The organism is Pseudomonadota bacterium (assembly GCA_034189865.1).
Classification (GTDB): Bacteria; Pseudomonadota; Gammaproteobacteria; order UBA5335; family UBA5335; genus JAXHTV01.
This window is the reverse complement of record JAXHTV010000001.1, coordinates 141,966-156,616: the sequence shown is the minus strand read 5'-3', so window position 1 is coordinate 156,616 and position 14,651 is coordinate 141,966. Positions and strand designations below refer to the sequence as shown.

The 14,651-nt window shown below is 58.1% G+C and carries 12 protein-coding genes; 9 read left to right on the top strand and 3 right to left on the bottom strand.

Features of this window, described 5'->3' with window-relative positions:
• Positions 1–90: 90 nt before the first annotated feature.
• Positions 91–630, top strand: coding sequence for a macro domain-containing protein (locus SVU69_00740; protein MDY6941521.1), 540 nt, complete (start codon positions 91–93; stop codon positions 628–630).
• Here SVU69_00740 and SVU69_00735 read toward each other — a convergent pair.
• The gene (locus SVU69_00735) at positions 610–3,135 is read right to left on the bottom strand and encodes an EAL domain-containing protein (protein MDY6941520.1); all 2,526 of its coding nucleotides are present in this window, start codon (positions 3,133–3,135) and stop codon (positions 610–612) included. The genes SVU69_00740 and SVU69_00735 overlap by 21 nt on opposite strands.
• Positions 3,136–3,539: 404 nt before the next feature.
• On the opposite strand from SVU69_00735, the gene SVU69_00730 reads away from it, so the two are divergent.
• Positions 3,540–4,529 carry a BtrH N-terminal domain-containing protein gene (locus SVU69_00730; protein MDY6941519.1) on the top strand — a complete coding sequence of 330 codons (990 nt, stop codon included), beginning with the start codon at positions 3,540–3,542 and terminating at the stop codon, positions 4,527–4,529.
• Positions 4,530–4,539: 10 nt separating this feature from the next.
• Here the strand turns inward: SVU69_00730 and SVU69_00725 are convergent, their stop codons facing one another.
• Positions 4,540–4,731, bottom strand: a complete 192-nt coding sequence (locus SVU69_00725; GenBank protein MDY6941518.1) for a hypothetical protein — start codon at positions 4,729–4,731, stop codon at positions 4,540–4,542.
• Between the two features lie 314 nt (positions 4,732–5,045).
• On the opposite strand from SVU69_00725, the gene SVU69_00720 reads away from it, so the two are divergent.
• The 7 genes from SVU69_00720 to SVU69_00690 all read left to right on the top strand — a co-directional run bounded on the left by SVU69_00720 (position 5,046) and on the right by SVU69_00690 (position 13,614).
• Complete coding sequence (locus tag SVU69_00720) at positions 5,046–6,398, top strand: TolC family protein (GenBank protein ID MDY6941517.1); 1,353 nt, start codon at positions 5,046–5,048, stop codon at positions 6,396–6,398.
• A 35-nt stretch (positions 6,399–6,433) separates the two neighbouring features.
• On the top strand, positions 6,434–7,543 hold the full coding sequence (locus SVU69_00715; GenBank protein MDY6941516.1) for an efflux RND transporter periplasmic adaptor subunit: 1,110 nt from the start codon (positions 6,434–6,436) through the stop codon (positions 7,541–7,543).
• The gene (locus tag SVU69_00710) at positions 7,540–9,516 is read left to right on the top strand and encodes an ATP-binding cassette domain-containing protein (protein MDY6941515.1); all 1,977 of its coding nucleotides are present in this window, start codon (positions 7,540–7,542) and stop codon (positions 9,514–9,516) included. Before SVU69_00715 ends, SVU69_00710 begins: the two co-directional genes overlap by 4 nt.
• Positions 9,513–10,667 carry an ABC transporter permease gene (locus SVU69_00705; GenBank protein ID MDY6941514.1) on the top strand — a complete coding sequence of 385 codons (1,155 nt, stop codon included), beginning with the start codon at positions 9,513–9,515 and terminating at the stop codon, positions 10,665–10,667. The genes SVU69_00710 and SVU69_00705 overlap by 4 nt, the downstream gene beginning before the upstream one ends.
• Entirely contained in the window at positions 10,664–11,818 is a 1,155-nt protein-coding gene (locus SVU69_00700; GenBank protein ID MDY6941513.1) for an ABC transporter permease, read from the top strand. The genes SVU69_00705 and SVU69_00700 overlap by 4 nt, the downstream gene beginning before the upstream one ends.
• 79 nt (positions 11,819–11,897) lie before the next feature.
• Complete coding sequence (locus SVU69_00695; GenBank protein MDY6941512.1) at positions 11,898–12,806, top strand: OmpA family protein; 909 nt, start codon at positions 11,898–11,900, stop codon at positions 12,804–12,806.
• Between the two features lie 61 nt (positions 12,807–12,867).
• Positions 12,868–13,614 carry a DUF72 domain-containing protein gene (locus SVU69_00690; GenBank protein MDY6941511.1) on the top strand — a complete coding sequence of 249 codons (747 nt, stop codon included), beginning with the start codon at positions 12,868–12,870 and terminating at the stop codon, positions 13,612–13,614.
• A gap of 102 nt (positions 13,615–13,716) precedes the next feature.
• Here SVU69_00690 and SVU69_00685 read toward each other — a convergent pair whose 3' ends face one another.
• The gene (locus SVU69_00685; protein ID MDY6941510.1) at positions 13,717–14,622 is read right to left on the bottom strand and encodes an alpha/beta hydrolase; all 906 of its coding nucleotides are present in this window, start codon (positions 14,620–14,622) and stop codon (positions 13,717–13,719) included.
• Between the last annotated feature and the right edge of the window lie 29 nt (positions 14,623–14,651).

The following is a 14,651-nucleotide window of genomic DNA, read 5'->3' as shown; positions in this document are numbered from 1 at the left end:
CCGCCCATTGGCTAAAAGCATCACGCCCTACCATGTGGGCGAACGACGCAACCATCCGGCGGCTAGGGTCGTCGAGTCGAAGGAGGTTCTATGTCAGAACAGACCGCAACAACCCGGGTTGAGTTCGTTCAAGGGGATATCGCCAACCAACCGGCTTTCAATGCCATTGTCAACGCGGCCAATGCGCAACTGTTACCGGGTGGCGGTGTGGCCGGTGCCATTCATCGCGCGGCCGGACACGGCTTGGCCGAGGAATGTCAGCCGCTGGCACCCATCCGGCCGGGTCAGGCGGTGATCACCGGCGGGCATCAATTACCCAATCGCTGGGTCATTCATTGCCTGGGTCCGGTTTACGGGCGTGACGAACCCAGTGATGAGTTGCTTGCGCAGTGCTACCACAACGCCCTGCGTATTGCCGATGAGGCGGGTGTTCAGTCCATCGCCTTTCCCGCGATTTCCACCGGAGTTTTCGGTTATCCGTTGGAGGCTGCGGCCTTGGTGGCACTCGCTGCAGTAAAAGACGCGCTTGGAGACCTAAAGTCCATCAAGCGAATTCGATTCGTGCTTCATCGGACGTCGGATCGGACGGTATTCGAAAGCGCGTGGCAGTCAATAATTACCGGCTCCTGAGGTATCCGTCGCCACATCCGATACGAGGCCTTCGACCAAGCAGCCCTGGGGTAACAGGAGTTGCCTGGTGATCGTTTCGGCATCCAGCGGTGGAGCCATCAGAAAGCCTTGGGCGTACCGGCAGCCTTGCGAGGCTAAGAATCGACTTTGTTCCAGGGATTCCACGCCTTCGCCCACCACCTCAAGCCCCAACTTTTGTCCCAGTGCGATGATGGACTCGACAATAATCGCACTGTCCGTTTCGTCCGGCACGCCGTGGGTGAAGGAGCGGTCGATCTTCAGGTAATCGAAGGGAAAGTGTTTCAGATAACTCAGCGACGAGTAGCCGGTACCGAAATCGTCAATCGCAATCTCCACGCCCTGTTGATGCAGTAAACGCAGTGTTTGGCCGATTCGGGCGGGGTCCTTCATCAGGGTCGATTCGGTAATCTCCAGGACCAAGCGTCCCGGGTTAAGGCGCGAGGCGCGGACGATGTCTGCCACCCGTGGCGCCAAGGCAGGATCGTTAAATTGCTGGGCCGATAAGTTCACCGACATACGAACGGGTGGACCACCGGCCGATTCCCAGGCCAGGCATTGGGCGCTCGCTTGTTGCAGAACCCACTCGCCGATGGCGCCGATCAGGCCGAATTGTTCTGCCAAGGGAATGAAGCTGTGGGGAGCCAATAGCCCTCGCTCGGGGTGTTGCCAGCGAATCAGGGCTTCGGTTCCGACCACGTTTCCGTGGTGAATGTCGTATATGGGCTGGTAGTACAAGACGAACTCGTCTCGCCGCAGGGCATGTCGGAGGCTGTTGGCGAGATGAAGCGATTCGCTCACTTGGCTGGTCAGCCCGGGCGAACAAAATTGGTAGCTGTGGCGTTGCTGCTTCGCTTGGTACATCGCGATTTCAGCGTGTCGGAGCAGCGTGTGCATATCCCGACTGTCATCGGGGTAGCTGCTCAGGCCGATGCTCGCGGAAATGAATAGCTCCCGTCCCTGCTCCTCGAACGGATGACTGAGGGCGTCCAGCAGGCTTTCGGCAATCAGGGCCAATTGTTGGGTATCGCGGTTGTCGTCAACCAGGACAGCGAATTCGTCTCCGCCCGTGTGAGAGATGGAGTCGCTCTCTCGCAGCGCAGTCTGGAACCTCTCGGCGACCTTTCGGAGCAGGCGGTCCCCGACGTCGTGGCCCAAAGAATCGTTGATCGTCTTAAAGTGATCCAAATCGATGATCAGGACGCCGAGTCGACCGCCCAAGCGCTCGGCACGGTTAACGGCCCGCTCGAGTCGGTCCAGGAACAATGTCCGATTCGGCAATCCGGTGATCATGTCTCGGTGCGCGAGATACTCCAGGCGTCGTTCGAGTTCTTTGTTGGTTGAGATGTCGTTGAAAACAAAGACATACTGGGCGACGAGGTTGTTGTCGTCGCGGACCACGCTACCACTGGCCAATACCGGAAAGAGCTCACCGTTTTTGCGGCGAGCCCGCAACTCGCCTTGCCAATAACCGGACTCGTCTATGACCTTCAGGATGGCCTCGTAGAATTCCGTCGGGAGTGTGCGGTCGGCGAACTGCGCCAGATTCTGGCCTTTGATCTCTGCGACGGAGCAACCGGTAATGCGCGTCACAGCGGCATTGACAGAGACTACACGACGCTTGCGGTCGGCGATAATAACGCCTTCCCCGGTGCTGGCAAGGGCCTTCGCCGCTAGGCGGAGTTCATCTTCCGTCTGCCGCTGCCGGGTAATGTCCTGTAGTGTGCCGGCGACACTTTTGGGGCGTCCATCGCCACCAAAGGCAATTTCACCCAGTTCCCGAACCCACCGGACCTGACCGTCGCGGCGTACGACACGAAACTCAAGCTCGAACGGAGAGCGGTTGACCACCGCGTTACGATATTCCCTGACAACCCGCGGGCGATCTTCGGCATGAATCAAGTCACGGAAGCGCTTATAACGCAGGTCGAAATCGTTCTGCGGAATGCCGAGAATTGATGAAACTTCGGCCGATATGCTGAGTTTTCGATCGCCAAGATCGTAGTACCAATGACCAAGCTGCGCGATTTGCTGGGCGTGTTCCAGGCGGGCTTGGCTCTCACGCAGTTCCGTTACGTTGGTGGCCAGGCCGAACACGCCCGGTGTTCCTTGTTCATCACAGACGGGCATGTTCACGATGCGAAGCCAGCGGCGTTTGCCCGACCGAGTCAAGACGCGAATTTCGCCCTGACCGTAATCGCCGTCCAGGGCACAGCGGAACAAATCGATAGCTTTTGTGAAATCTTCTGGAACCACCAAGTCGGCGAAGTGGGCTTGCGTCAGATCCGCCTGATCGTATTCGCTAATCTCTTCTAACGAGCGGCTGACATTGATAAATCGCCCAGCAGCGTCACACGTAAAAAAAACATTACCGCTTCGGTTCAGTAGCTCAAACGTATCGCGGAGGTTTTCGGGTGAATCGGCGCGCGTAGGCGCCGCCTTCTTATCAGCGTTGAAGCCGATGGTCGCCTGCTGATCGCGGTTCATGGCGGCATCACTTTTGCGGCTGCGTTGACTGGTTCCATTCGTCCCTTCCGTCGCGTCGATCGGCACGTGAACCGAGATGTTCTATATTTTTCAGTGGTCGTCGGGCGCAATCGAATGCCCGCAACTATCGAAAACTTATAGGGGATTTTCGAGTCCTTCGCAACCTTTGGGGCTGAGCGAAAATCACAAAATCGGACTCGTGGGAGAGATGACTGTGTTGGCTGTGCCGAAGTATGCCATTTTGTATGTCGGATGAACGCGTCGCGGCATTGTCACGGCGTAAGCGTTGGGGGTTGATTGATGGCGGCGTAAAGTCGGAATCGATATCCCCTTATCCGCACGATTAAAACCTTGTTCTATGAGAACGGAACGATGGGATGTTCGCCCGTCGCAGGGAGTCAGCCATGTCAGAAACTCAGATATGCCACCAGCCCGGACGCCACTGCGGGAGCACCGCCATTGCGGACCTTGCCAACTACCATGGAATCAAGTGGTCGGAAGCGTTTTGTTTCGGGATGGGTGGCGGTCTTGGTTTGTTCTATGCCAACTTCCCCGGCATGAGCCCCAGTCGCTTGGTTCACGTGCGATCTACTGATTTCGAGCGCAATGCCTTTACCCGGTTGGGTCAATCCTTTCGCTGGCAGACCGCCGCCGACCCCGCCGTGAGTGAGCGCGATCTGCGTTTGGCGCTGGATGATGGCCGTCCGGCCGTCGTTCAAACCGATATTTTTTACCTGCCGTACTATGAATCCTCCACCCATTTCCCCGGGCATTTGATCGCGGTTTGGGGCTACGATGACGCCGCCGGCGTGTTCCTGGTGACCGATACCGAGCGCCCCGCGTTGCTGGAGGTTCCTTATGCCGCGATGCGCGATGCGCGACATTCCAAAAAGGGGCCGTTTCCCTTGCAAGGGCAAATGTTTGCTCCCGCGACACTTTCCGCTCCCGACGACCTGCCGAGTGCCACTCTTCAGGCGATCGTGGCAAACAGTCGCTCCCTACTCGGGTCGCGAATTCCGGTGCAAGGTGTCAGGGCCTTGGAGACCTGGATTGCTGAGTTGCCGCAGTGGGCCGAGTTTCCGGACTGGCAATGGACCGCTCGATTCGCCTACCAGTTGATCGAGAAGCGAGGTACCGGTGGCGGTGCGTTTCGATTGATGTACAGTGAGTTCTTGGACGAGGCGTCTGATGATGTTCCGGCGGTAAAACAGTTGGGCCTGGCCAGTCAGATGCGCGAGCTGGCGAGTCTATGGACAGATACCGCGACAGCGTTTAAAAAGATTTCCGAAGGCGATCGGCCCATGTTCGAGGAGGCACGATCCCGCTTGAAGGCATTGTTGGAACATGAATCGGCTTATCATCGTTTGGCATTACAGGTGGATGAGCAGCGCTAGCTTTGAGCGCTTACACCATTAGAATCAACAGCGCGACGAACAGCACGACCACAGCCAGGGGCAGTAAAACGCCGCGCCAGTCGGGGTTTTCTACTTTGCGGCTGCGGCGTGTGGCTTCTCGTACGCCGGGCCACATCCATAATAGAACCGCGGCGGCCAGGAGCCCGAGCAGAAGCGTTTCCCAGGTCGACGTAACAGGCATGGTTTTTTGCGTCTCCGTGTTTGAAGGTATCGTTTCGGTCCCGTGGCGCAGACGGCCGTGCCCACCGTGGGTGAGGTGTAACGATAAGCGGGTCGTCACCGCGACGTCCACTTTAAGAAAGCGCGGAATCGCGTTACCGCGTCTCTCAGGGAACGCTTGCGCTAGGTCAGGAGTCGTCACGCGGGTATACGCTTCAATGACTCATGGAAACTGCGAGGTTGCCGCGGCAGCGGAACGAAAAGTCCTGGGATTGCTTGGCGGGGTGGGTCGGTCAATGGCGGTCGGGGCAAGATTAAGATGTCGGGAGGGCGTCGATGAGGTTACCTGGGAGAAAAGTAATCAGTGGCTTGCCGGTGGTGCTGATGTTATTCGGCTCCGTCGGTTCTGCCGAAACATTGCAGGACGCTTGGCAGCGGGCGCTGGAAGTCGACTTCGGGTTGCGCGCCAGCATGCTACAAGTGGATTCAGCCGAATCCGCCCGCGAGGCCGCCAAACGGGTCCGTTATCCAGCGCTGTCGGCTTTGGGTCTGTACTTGGCGCTCGACGAGGCACCGAGTATCGACCCGGGTATTCCCGAAAACGTCAGCGTCAATCTCCCCGGTTTGCCTGGAATACTGCAGCCGACCTTCGCTGTCCCGCCTGAGCTACGCGAGTTCGAGATCGTCGACGACAGCTTCGGGCAAGCTGGCGTGATGGCCAGTTTGCCGGTTTATACCGGTGGGCGGATCAGCGGAAGCATCGACGCAGCCGATGCACAGTTGACTGCCGCCCGCTGGCGACGGCGCCAGACCGAGCAAGAGTTGAAACTGGCGGTCGCCGAGAGCTACACCAATGTGCTCCGGGCCGAGGAAGCGGTGACGATTTCTGATCAGGAGATCGCCACGGTCAGGGCATTGGTCCAAGACGTCAATAATCTCTACGAACAGCAACTGGTGGCGAAAAACGACGTCTTGTCGGTAAAAGTGTTTCTGGCGGAGGCCAAACAACGAAACCTTCAGGCCCGTAATGCGGTGGAGTTGACTCAGGCCGCCTACAATCGGCTGATGCAACGGGATTTGAGTACACCGGTTAACTTGGCTGCCCTCGAGCCGCCGGTGGCTCGGCTCGAGCTGGGACCGTTGTTGGACCGCGCGATGGAGGAACGCCCGGAACTCAAGGCGTTACAGGCGCAAGTGGAGACGCTCGGCCATGCCGGCAAGATCATCAAAGCCGGTCTTCTGCCGCAAGTGGGTTTGCTCGGCGGATTGATGTATCTCGATTTGGATTCGTTGCAAGATAACACCGTGGCGTATGGCGGCGTGGCGGTGAATTGGTCGTTCTTCGATGCCGGCGGCACACGCAAGCAGGCCGAAGCATTAGAAAACCGTCGCTTGTCGACTACTGAGTTGTTGGCTCAAGCCAGTGAGCTGATCAAGTTGCAGGTTCGCCAGGTCTGGTTGAGCCTGGAGGAAGCCTTGTTCCGGCTCGAAGTAGCCCAGACGGTTCTTGAGGCGGCGGATGAAAACCTGCGCGTGACCACCGATCGATACCGGAACAACCTGGCGACCAATACCGAGGTACTGGAAGCACAGACACGCCGGACGGCCGCATTTTCGAGCTACAACAACGCAGTCTATGACGCGGTTTATGCGGAACTTAAATTGCAATACGTCTCAGGCGGGCTTTGAGCCGCGTTCGAGCAGCTAAAGGCAAGGTGATTAGGATGGAAAAGCGGAAATGGCCAGTCGGATTCGGCCTGATAGTGCTCGCTTTGGTGGTGTTGGGGGTCTTGGTCGTTTACCACCGTATCGCGAACGCGCCGTTGCCGGAGGGGCTAATCCAGGCCAATGGCCGTATCGAGGGCGATACGGTTACGGTCGCGGCGAAGTATCCGGGCAAAGTGGCCGAGGTTCTGGCGCGCGAGGGTGAGGCTGCCGACAAGGGCCAGCTGTTGGTTCGGTTGGAGGACCAAGAAGTCCAAGCCAAGATTCGTCAGGCGGATGCGGGGATTGCTGCACTGGAAGCGCGCCGTGCGGCGGCCCACGACGGTTTGGATGTGCTACGAAAAGAAGTGCCGCTCGGAATTGATCTCGCCGAGTCGAACCTCGTTCACATGAAAGCGGTGCTGGGAAAAGCGAAGGCGGCGGAGGCCCAGTTTCGCAAGGATCTGGAGCGCATTCGCATCCTCTCGGCGAAAGGAACAGTGGAAGGTCATCGCTTGGAAGAGGCCGAACTTCGTTGGAAGGCCATGGCGGCCGATCTTCAATCGGCCAACACTGGCGTGGTGGCGGCACAAAAACAAGTATCGCGGGCGACATTGGGCCTGGATCAGATCGCCGCCAAAGAGGTGGAGTTGAAAGCCGTCGATGCCGAGCTCGAGCGAGTGAAGGCGATGCGAGACGAGGCGGTGATCGCGCTGGACAGTTTGTCCGTCACGTCGCCCATTTCAGGGGTGTTGACCGCCCGCCTTGCGGAGCCAGGGGAAGTGGGCGCTGCCGGGCGGCCGCTGTTCGAAGTGGTGGATCTGGACCAGCTGTACCTCAAAGTTTACGTCGCTGGCGGGGATATCGGTAAGGTGCGCTTGAATTTGCCGGCTCGGGTTTATGTCGATGCGTTCCCGGAACGGGCTTTCTCCGCTGAAGTGGGCTACATCAGCTCACGAGCGGAGTTTACGCCGAAAGAAGTTCAAACCCCGGACGAGCGCACCAAGCAAGTGTATGCCGTCAAGTTGTATCTCGCCGAGAACCCGGATTACATGCTTTCTCCGGGTATGCCGGCGGATGCGGTTATTCGATGGGATGAATCTGTGCCATGGCAGGAACCCCGCTGGTGAGTTCAGACGCGGTCACTGCACCGAATGGTTCGGTCGTCCGGGTCAGCGGGCTCGTTAAGAACTACGGTGAGGTGCAGGCCATACGGGGTGTGGATTTGGACGTTCCGCCCGGGACCCTGTTCGGTTTGATTGGATCAGACGGTGCAGGCAAGAGCAGCCTGATGAAAACTGTCGCCGGCGTGATGAGTTACGACGACGGTCAGGTGGAAGTTTTCGGGCAGCGCATCGACTCGGAATTAGCGGCCGAAAGGGTCAAGCAAAGACTGGGTTTTATGCCGCAAGGCCTGGGGCAGAACCTCTACCCCGATTTGTCCGTTGAAGAGAATATCGACTTTTTTGCACGCCTGCGGTTAGTTTCCTCCCAGGATCTCGCCGAGCGCAAAGACCGTTTGCTGCGGATTACCCGGCTGGACGGGTTCCGTAACCGGGCGATGAAAAAACTCTCCGGCGGAATGAAGCAGAAGCTGGGTTTGGTATGCACACTCATCCACGAGCCCGAGCTGGTCATTCTGGATGAACCAACCACCGGGGTGGACCCGGTTTCACGGCGGGACTTCTGGGCTATCCTTGCGGAGTTGCTGGCCGAGAAAGGCATCAGCGCATTGGTTTCCACCGCTTACATGGACGAAGCGTCTCGATTCCACCGGGCGGCGTTGATGCACCATGGCCGGGTGCTGGCGGTAGGAGAAATCGAAGAGTTGTTGGCGCGTGCACCGGGAACCGTCGTCACCGTCGCCGTCGAGCAACAACTCGAGGCCCGCGCCCGTCTTCTTCGCCGGTTCGACCAAGTGGTGGCACTCGGCAACTACTTGCGTGTTTTTGTTCCCGAGTCGGTGGGTGACGACAGTCAACGGATCGTGCGCGAGACACTGGACGGCATGGTGGTTCGGGATCTGGTGATCGACTCGCCGGAGTTGGAGGACGTCTACGTCAGTTTGCTGGCCTCCAACGGTGAGACCTCGGCTGCCGCACGCCCCTTGCCGCAATCCCCGGACGGTGTCGATATCACCTTGACCACAGATGGATCGGTCATCACGGCCAATGGCTTGATCCGCGATTTCGGAAAATTCCGGGCTGTTGATGAAGTGAGCTTCGAGGTCAGCGGCGGCGAGATATTCGGACTGCTGGGTGCCAATGGCGCGGGCAAGACCACCGTGATCAAAATGCTCACCGGAATTCTCAGCCCCTCCGGTGGCAGCGGTATGGTCGCCCGGGTGGACATGCGGCGCCCAGGACGCATGATCAAACAGCGTATCGGTTATATGTCCCAGGCGTTTTCCCTGTATCAGGACCTGACCGTCGCGGAGAATATCCGCTTGTATTCGGGTATTTACGCCGTCTCACCCGCGCTGATTCCCAAACGTTTGGCGTGGATCATCGAATTGTCCGGCCTCGGGGGGCTTGAAAATACCCTGACCGGCTCGTTGCCGATGGGGCAGCGTCAGCGTTTGGCGTTGGGTTGCGCGTTGGTTCATCGTCCGCCGATTTTATTCCTGGACGAGCCCACGTCCGGCGTCGACCCGGTGGGTCGGCGGGAGTTCTGGGATGTTCTGTTTCAACTCTCCCGGCAAGAGCATGTCGCCATCCTGGTGACTACTCACTACATGGTTGAGGCCGAGTACTGTGATCGGATCGCCCTGATGCATGCGGGAAAACTGGTGGCTTACGATAGCCCGGCGGGTTTGAAAGCAGACGTGGAGCAGCGCTTCGGCCGGTTGCTCGAGATTCGTTGTGATCGGCCTTATCAGGCGCAGCGGGTGTTGCGAGAAAGTGGTTTCGAGGATGCCAGCTTGTTTGGTCGCCGGGTGCAGTTATTGGCCCCGAATCCGGACGAGGCCGAACCGCAGATTCGATCCCGGCTGGTGGATGCCCAAATAGCCGTTCGGAGTATCGCCCGGTTGCCTCTGACGATGGAGAACGTCTTCGTGCATAACGTACTGGATCTGGAACAACGAGCGGCGGCATCGGCATGAATCCGCGACGCTTGTGGGCAGTGGTGGCCAAGGAGTGGGCGGAGATCACCCGGGATCGTCTGTTTACCAGCTTGGCCTTTGTGGTGCCCGCGGCGCTGATGCTGCTGTTTGGTTATGGTCTCAACATGGACGTGGAGAACATCCCGTTAGCCATCGTAGACCATGACCGCTCCCCCGACAGCCGCGATTATGCTTATCGATTTATTGACTCGCGGTATTTTGATTTTAAAGGCATGTTGCAATCGGAGTCGGAGATCGATCACTTGTTAAGTGCCGGCGCGATTCGTGCCGCGATCGTGATTCCGCCAGATTTCTCTAAACGCATCGGGAGTCACCGGCCCGTGTCCGTCCAGACCTTGTTGGACGGTACCTTTCCTCTGCGGGCCAACATCGCGCGTGGTTACGTCGCTGCGATCAACGGGGCCTACAATCAAAATCGCATTGCCGATTTGCTGGCGCAGGGGGCGGGCCTGACGCGGGAGCAGGCACGCGATCAACTGGGGAATTTGGCGCTGGAAGTCCGATTGCTCTACAACCAAAGCGGCAAGAGCATCTGGTCCATGGCCCCGAAGTTGGTGATGCTGGTGCTGATGATGACGCCGCCGTTGCTTACGGCGGTCAGTGTCGTGCGGGAGAAAGAACGGGGTTCGATACTCAACATCTATGCGTCGACAGTCTCCCGTGGTGAGTTTCTCGTTGGTAAATTGGCGCCTTACGCGGCCATCTCGACGGTCAACGGCGTTTTGCTCTGGGTGTTGGCCGTTTATCTGTTCGGTGCACCGTTTAAGGGCTCGTTTTTATTTTTCCTGGTCGTCACCGTCATCTACTCGGTGTGCACCACGGGCATCGGGTTGCTCGTTTCCAGTTTTGTGCGAACACAAATCGCGGCCATCGTGATGACAATGGTGGTCACGCTGGTGCCAGCGATGCTCTATTCGGGGTTGCTGATTCCCTTGAGCTCGCTGGGGCCGGAAGCCAAAGTGATGGCCTACCTCGCCCCGGCGATGCACTACGCCCGGATTATCGACGGGACTTTTCTTAAGGGAATCGGTCCAGGGATCTTATGGCCGGCCGTGTTGGCCTTGCTGATTTATGCCAGTGTGTTGTTCATATTGGCCTATTGGCTGTTTACCAAAAGACCGTCGGCATGACCGATCAAACGTCCGATCGTCTCGCCCTGTTCCAACATCTTCGGGTGATGACCTGGAAAGAGCTGTTGCAGTTCCGGCGGGATATTTTTCTGCTGATTGTCGTGGTCTATGCGTTTTCGGCCCATCTTTTGATTGCCGGTTCGGGGATCGAAATCCAGCTTAAAAATGGTGCGGTAACCATCGCTGACCATGACAACAGTCCGGCGTCCCGTGAGCTGATCTACCGTTTTCGCGAACCTTTGTTCAAAATCCAGGGGACCGAACTCAATCCGGACGCGGCGATGTCGTTGCTGGATCATGGCGATACGATGTTGTTGTTGGAAATTCCGCCCGATTTCAACGAGTCGTTGATCTTGGGGCGGCCGACGGCAGTGCAATTGTTTGTCGACACCAGTAACTCGGTGCTCGGCTCTCTGGCCACCAGCTACGCCGCGCAAATCGTCGGCGGGTTCGGGATCGAGATGGCGACCGCGCGCTTGCAGGCCGGTGGCGGTGGCGGGTTACCGGTGGTGGAGAGTGCCCATCGGCTCTGGTTCAATCCCAACGCCGAAGATGTCTGGTTTGTGCCGATCACCGAATTGCTCACCATGATCACCATGCTGTCCATCATGTTGCCTGCGGCCGCGATGGTGCGCGAGAAAGAACGCGGTACGGTAGAACAACTATTGGTTTCGCCGCTTTCTCCCCTGGAAATCATGTTGCCTAAGGTGATTGCCATGACCTTTGTCATCCTCATCGGTGTCACCATTGCCGTATATGGCGTCTTAGGGCCGGTGTTCGACGTTCCTCTTCGTGGCAACTTGCCGCTGTTCTATGTCCTGACGGCCATCTACGTGTTCAGTACCGCCGGTTTTGGCTTGGCCATTTCAACGGTCGTTCAGAACTTGGCTCAGGTGGGCATGATGGTGATTATGTTGCTCTCGCCCATGCTGTTGTTGTCCGGCACCTGGGTTCCGCCAGAGGCGATGCCGGAATTTTTGGCCAAAGTGATGCTGCTCTCGCCATTGCACCATTACATTGAAATCAGCATGGGTATTCTTCTGAAGGGTACCGGCCTTGATGTGCTTTGGCCTTCGGTCGTCGGCATGATATTGCTCGGAAGTGGCGTGTTTGCTTTTGGCGCTTGGCGGTTTCGGCGGCAGTTCGGTTAGTATTCTTAAGACGTGCTCGTTTAGCACCGATACACGACCGGGTCTAAAGCTGATCCTCAGCTGGGCCGACTGTAACGGCATGCGTATTCAAAAACTCATGTCGTTCTTCGGGCTGTTGTGCTGGGCGTCGGCTACCTGCGCGGCCGGCGTGTATATGGCGCCGCCGGACGTGGCCCGTTGGGTGAGTTTGCCGGGTATGGGCACCTGTCATCTGCGACATGACATCCCGCAGTTCGGGACCGCGCTTTTTTCCCAGACCGGCCCCCATGACCTGGCCTTGAGTCTGTTCGTTCGCCGCCCGCCGATGACATCCGGTGAGGCGCAACTCTATAGCATCAGCCCGGATTGGCAACCGCCGGGCATCCGGGAGCTCGGTGTGACCACGATCTCGCCGGATGTGCGGGCATTCCGGTTCGGTCATCGGCAAGCGCAGCAGCTGATCAGTGAGCTCGAAAATGCACACATGCCGAGTCTTTACTTCCGTGATTGGTACAACGAAGGTCAAGTAGAGGTTCGCCTGTCCAATGTGCGCTTTATGCCCAGTTACCGCGAGCATCTGATCTGTCTCGAGAATTTGTTGAAAGCCGATCCTATTTTAGAATCAGAACGAATCGACTCGGCACGTGTTCTGGCCGCGGGTTTGCCCGAGCCGCCGGAAACCAGCGTGTATTTCGTCACCGACAGCTGGGAATTGGATAAGGTTGCGATGGACACGCTACGGGTCTTCGTCGAACGCCTGGGTGAGAATCCTCATTTGTCGGAGGTGGTGGTGGCGGTCGGACATGCCGATAGCCGCGGCAGCAAGCGATACAACCATCGGCTTGCCCGGGCGCGGGCCAAAGCCGTCCGGGAGTATCTGATCTCTTGCGGACTCAGTCGGCGCCAGATCCGAGTTCGCTCAAGAGGTGAGCGTTCACCCGTCGCGGACAACGACACCCGCTACGGGATGGCTTCGAACCGCCGGGTTTCCGTGATCGCCAGCTACTGAGCCGGTATCCTAAACCTTACGGCGTCAGATCGATCGGCGTCGTGAGGTTGAGAAAACGGTGATGACATCCAATCCCATCACACGGATCGGTACGTCCGGCTGGCATTATGCCCACTGGCGTGGTGCCTTCTACCCGCAAGCGCTGTCTTCGCAAGGCTGGCTTGCCTACTATGCGCAGCGGTTGAGCACGGTCGAGCTCAACAGTTCCTTTTATCGGCTACCGTCCGCGAATGCGATCGAGGGTTGGTTGGCGCAAGTGGGCTCGGAGTTTCAGTTCGCGGTCAAGGCCAGCCGGTACATCACCCACATGAAGCGGCTGAAAGACCCACAGCAAACCCTGCCCCCTTTCCTTGAGCGCTTGGCGCTGTTCGACGGGTTCCTCGGACCCATTTTATTTCAATTGCCGAGAGGGCTTGCGCCCGACGTGCCGCGGCTGCGCCGGTTTCTCAGCGCCCTCGGTCGCGATTATCGCTACGCGTTCGAATTCCGGGACGAGCGCTGGTGGACGAATGAAATCTTCGATTTGCTGGCAGATTATCAAGCCGGGTTTTGTCTATTTGAGTTGGCTGGCCAGCAGCCGCCGAAGGCTGTGACGACGGATTTGGTTTATGTGCGTTTGCATGGTCCGGGAGATGCCTACCAGGGCTGTTACTCGCCGGGTCGATTGCGACAATGGGCGGAACGATTGCAAAAGTGGCGAACCGAAGGGCATGCGACCTACTGTTTTTTCGACAACGATGAACAGGGATTCGCGGTTCAAAACGCGCTTGAACTTCAGCGGTTATTGATTGATTCGGGTGCCGGCTAATGTGTCGTGGTGCAGCTTGGTACGGGTGGGCGTCGAGTTTCGGTTTTGTCTCACCGGGCCGTGATACAGCCCGGTGAGACACATGGTTCGTTCGCGGGTGCTTTAGTGCTTGGCCGAGTGGATCTTTAAGAAATAGCTCACGCGATTGAGCGCCCAGCGGCCGTCTTCCAAGAAGGGTGCGAACAGATGCCAGTCGTGGAACATGTCAGCCCACATCTCGAACGATACGCTGGTGCCGGCTTCTCGAGCCATTTCCGCAAACCGTATGGCGTCGTCGCGCAAGGGGTCTTCCGCGCCCGCTTGTACCAGAATACGGGGTAGGCCCGAGAGGTCGCCAAATAAGGGGGAGATCTCAGGCGATGCGAGATCATGATGAGTGGCGTACATTTGTGCCAGCTTGCTCAAATCGCCCGTTGAAATCAGGGGATGCTGGCCGTTGTCGGCCGTCATGGACTCACCCGAGCAGGTGAGATCCAGCCAGGGGCACAAAAACGCGGCACAGGCCGGGAGGGGTTTGTCATCCCGTTTTAGATCCTGCATCAGTCGCAACGCCAGGTTTGCACCCGACGCGTCGCCCGCCAATCCGATCTGAGCTTCGGTCACACCCTGTTCCAGCAGCCAGTTGTAAGCCGAGTGGGTGTCTTCGATAGCGGCTGGGTAAGGCTGCTCGGGCGCCAGACGATAATCGATCAGCAGCACCTGGGCATCGGCCAATCTGGCGATGCGCCCGGCCAGTCCGCGGTGAGAGGCGATTCCGCCGCTGACAAATGCGCCGCCATGCAGGTAGAGGATATGTCGCGGCGAATCCAGGTTGGCCGGCGTCAATAACTCTGCTGGAACGCCGAAAACGTCCAGACGTCTGCCGTGTACGCCTCGCGGTGGGCGGAGAAATGTTCCCGCGCGGTTGATGTTGCGCCGTGATTGAGTGAAATCCTGGCTATAGAACGTTTGGCGTTCGAGCACCCGTTTGAGTAATTTGAGTCGATACGGGTGGGTGGAAATAAACATGTGAATTCAGCCTCCCTGGCAAACTAGGA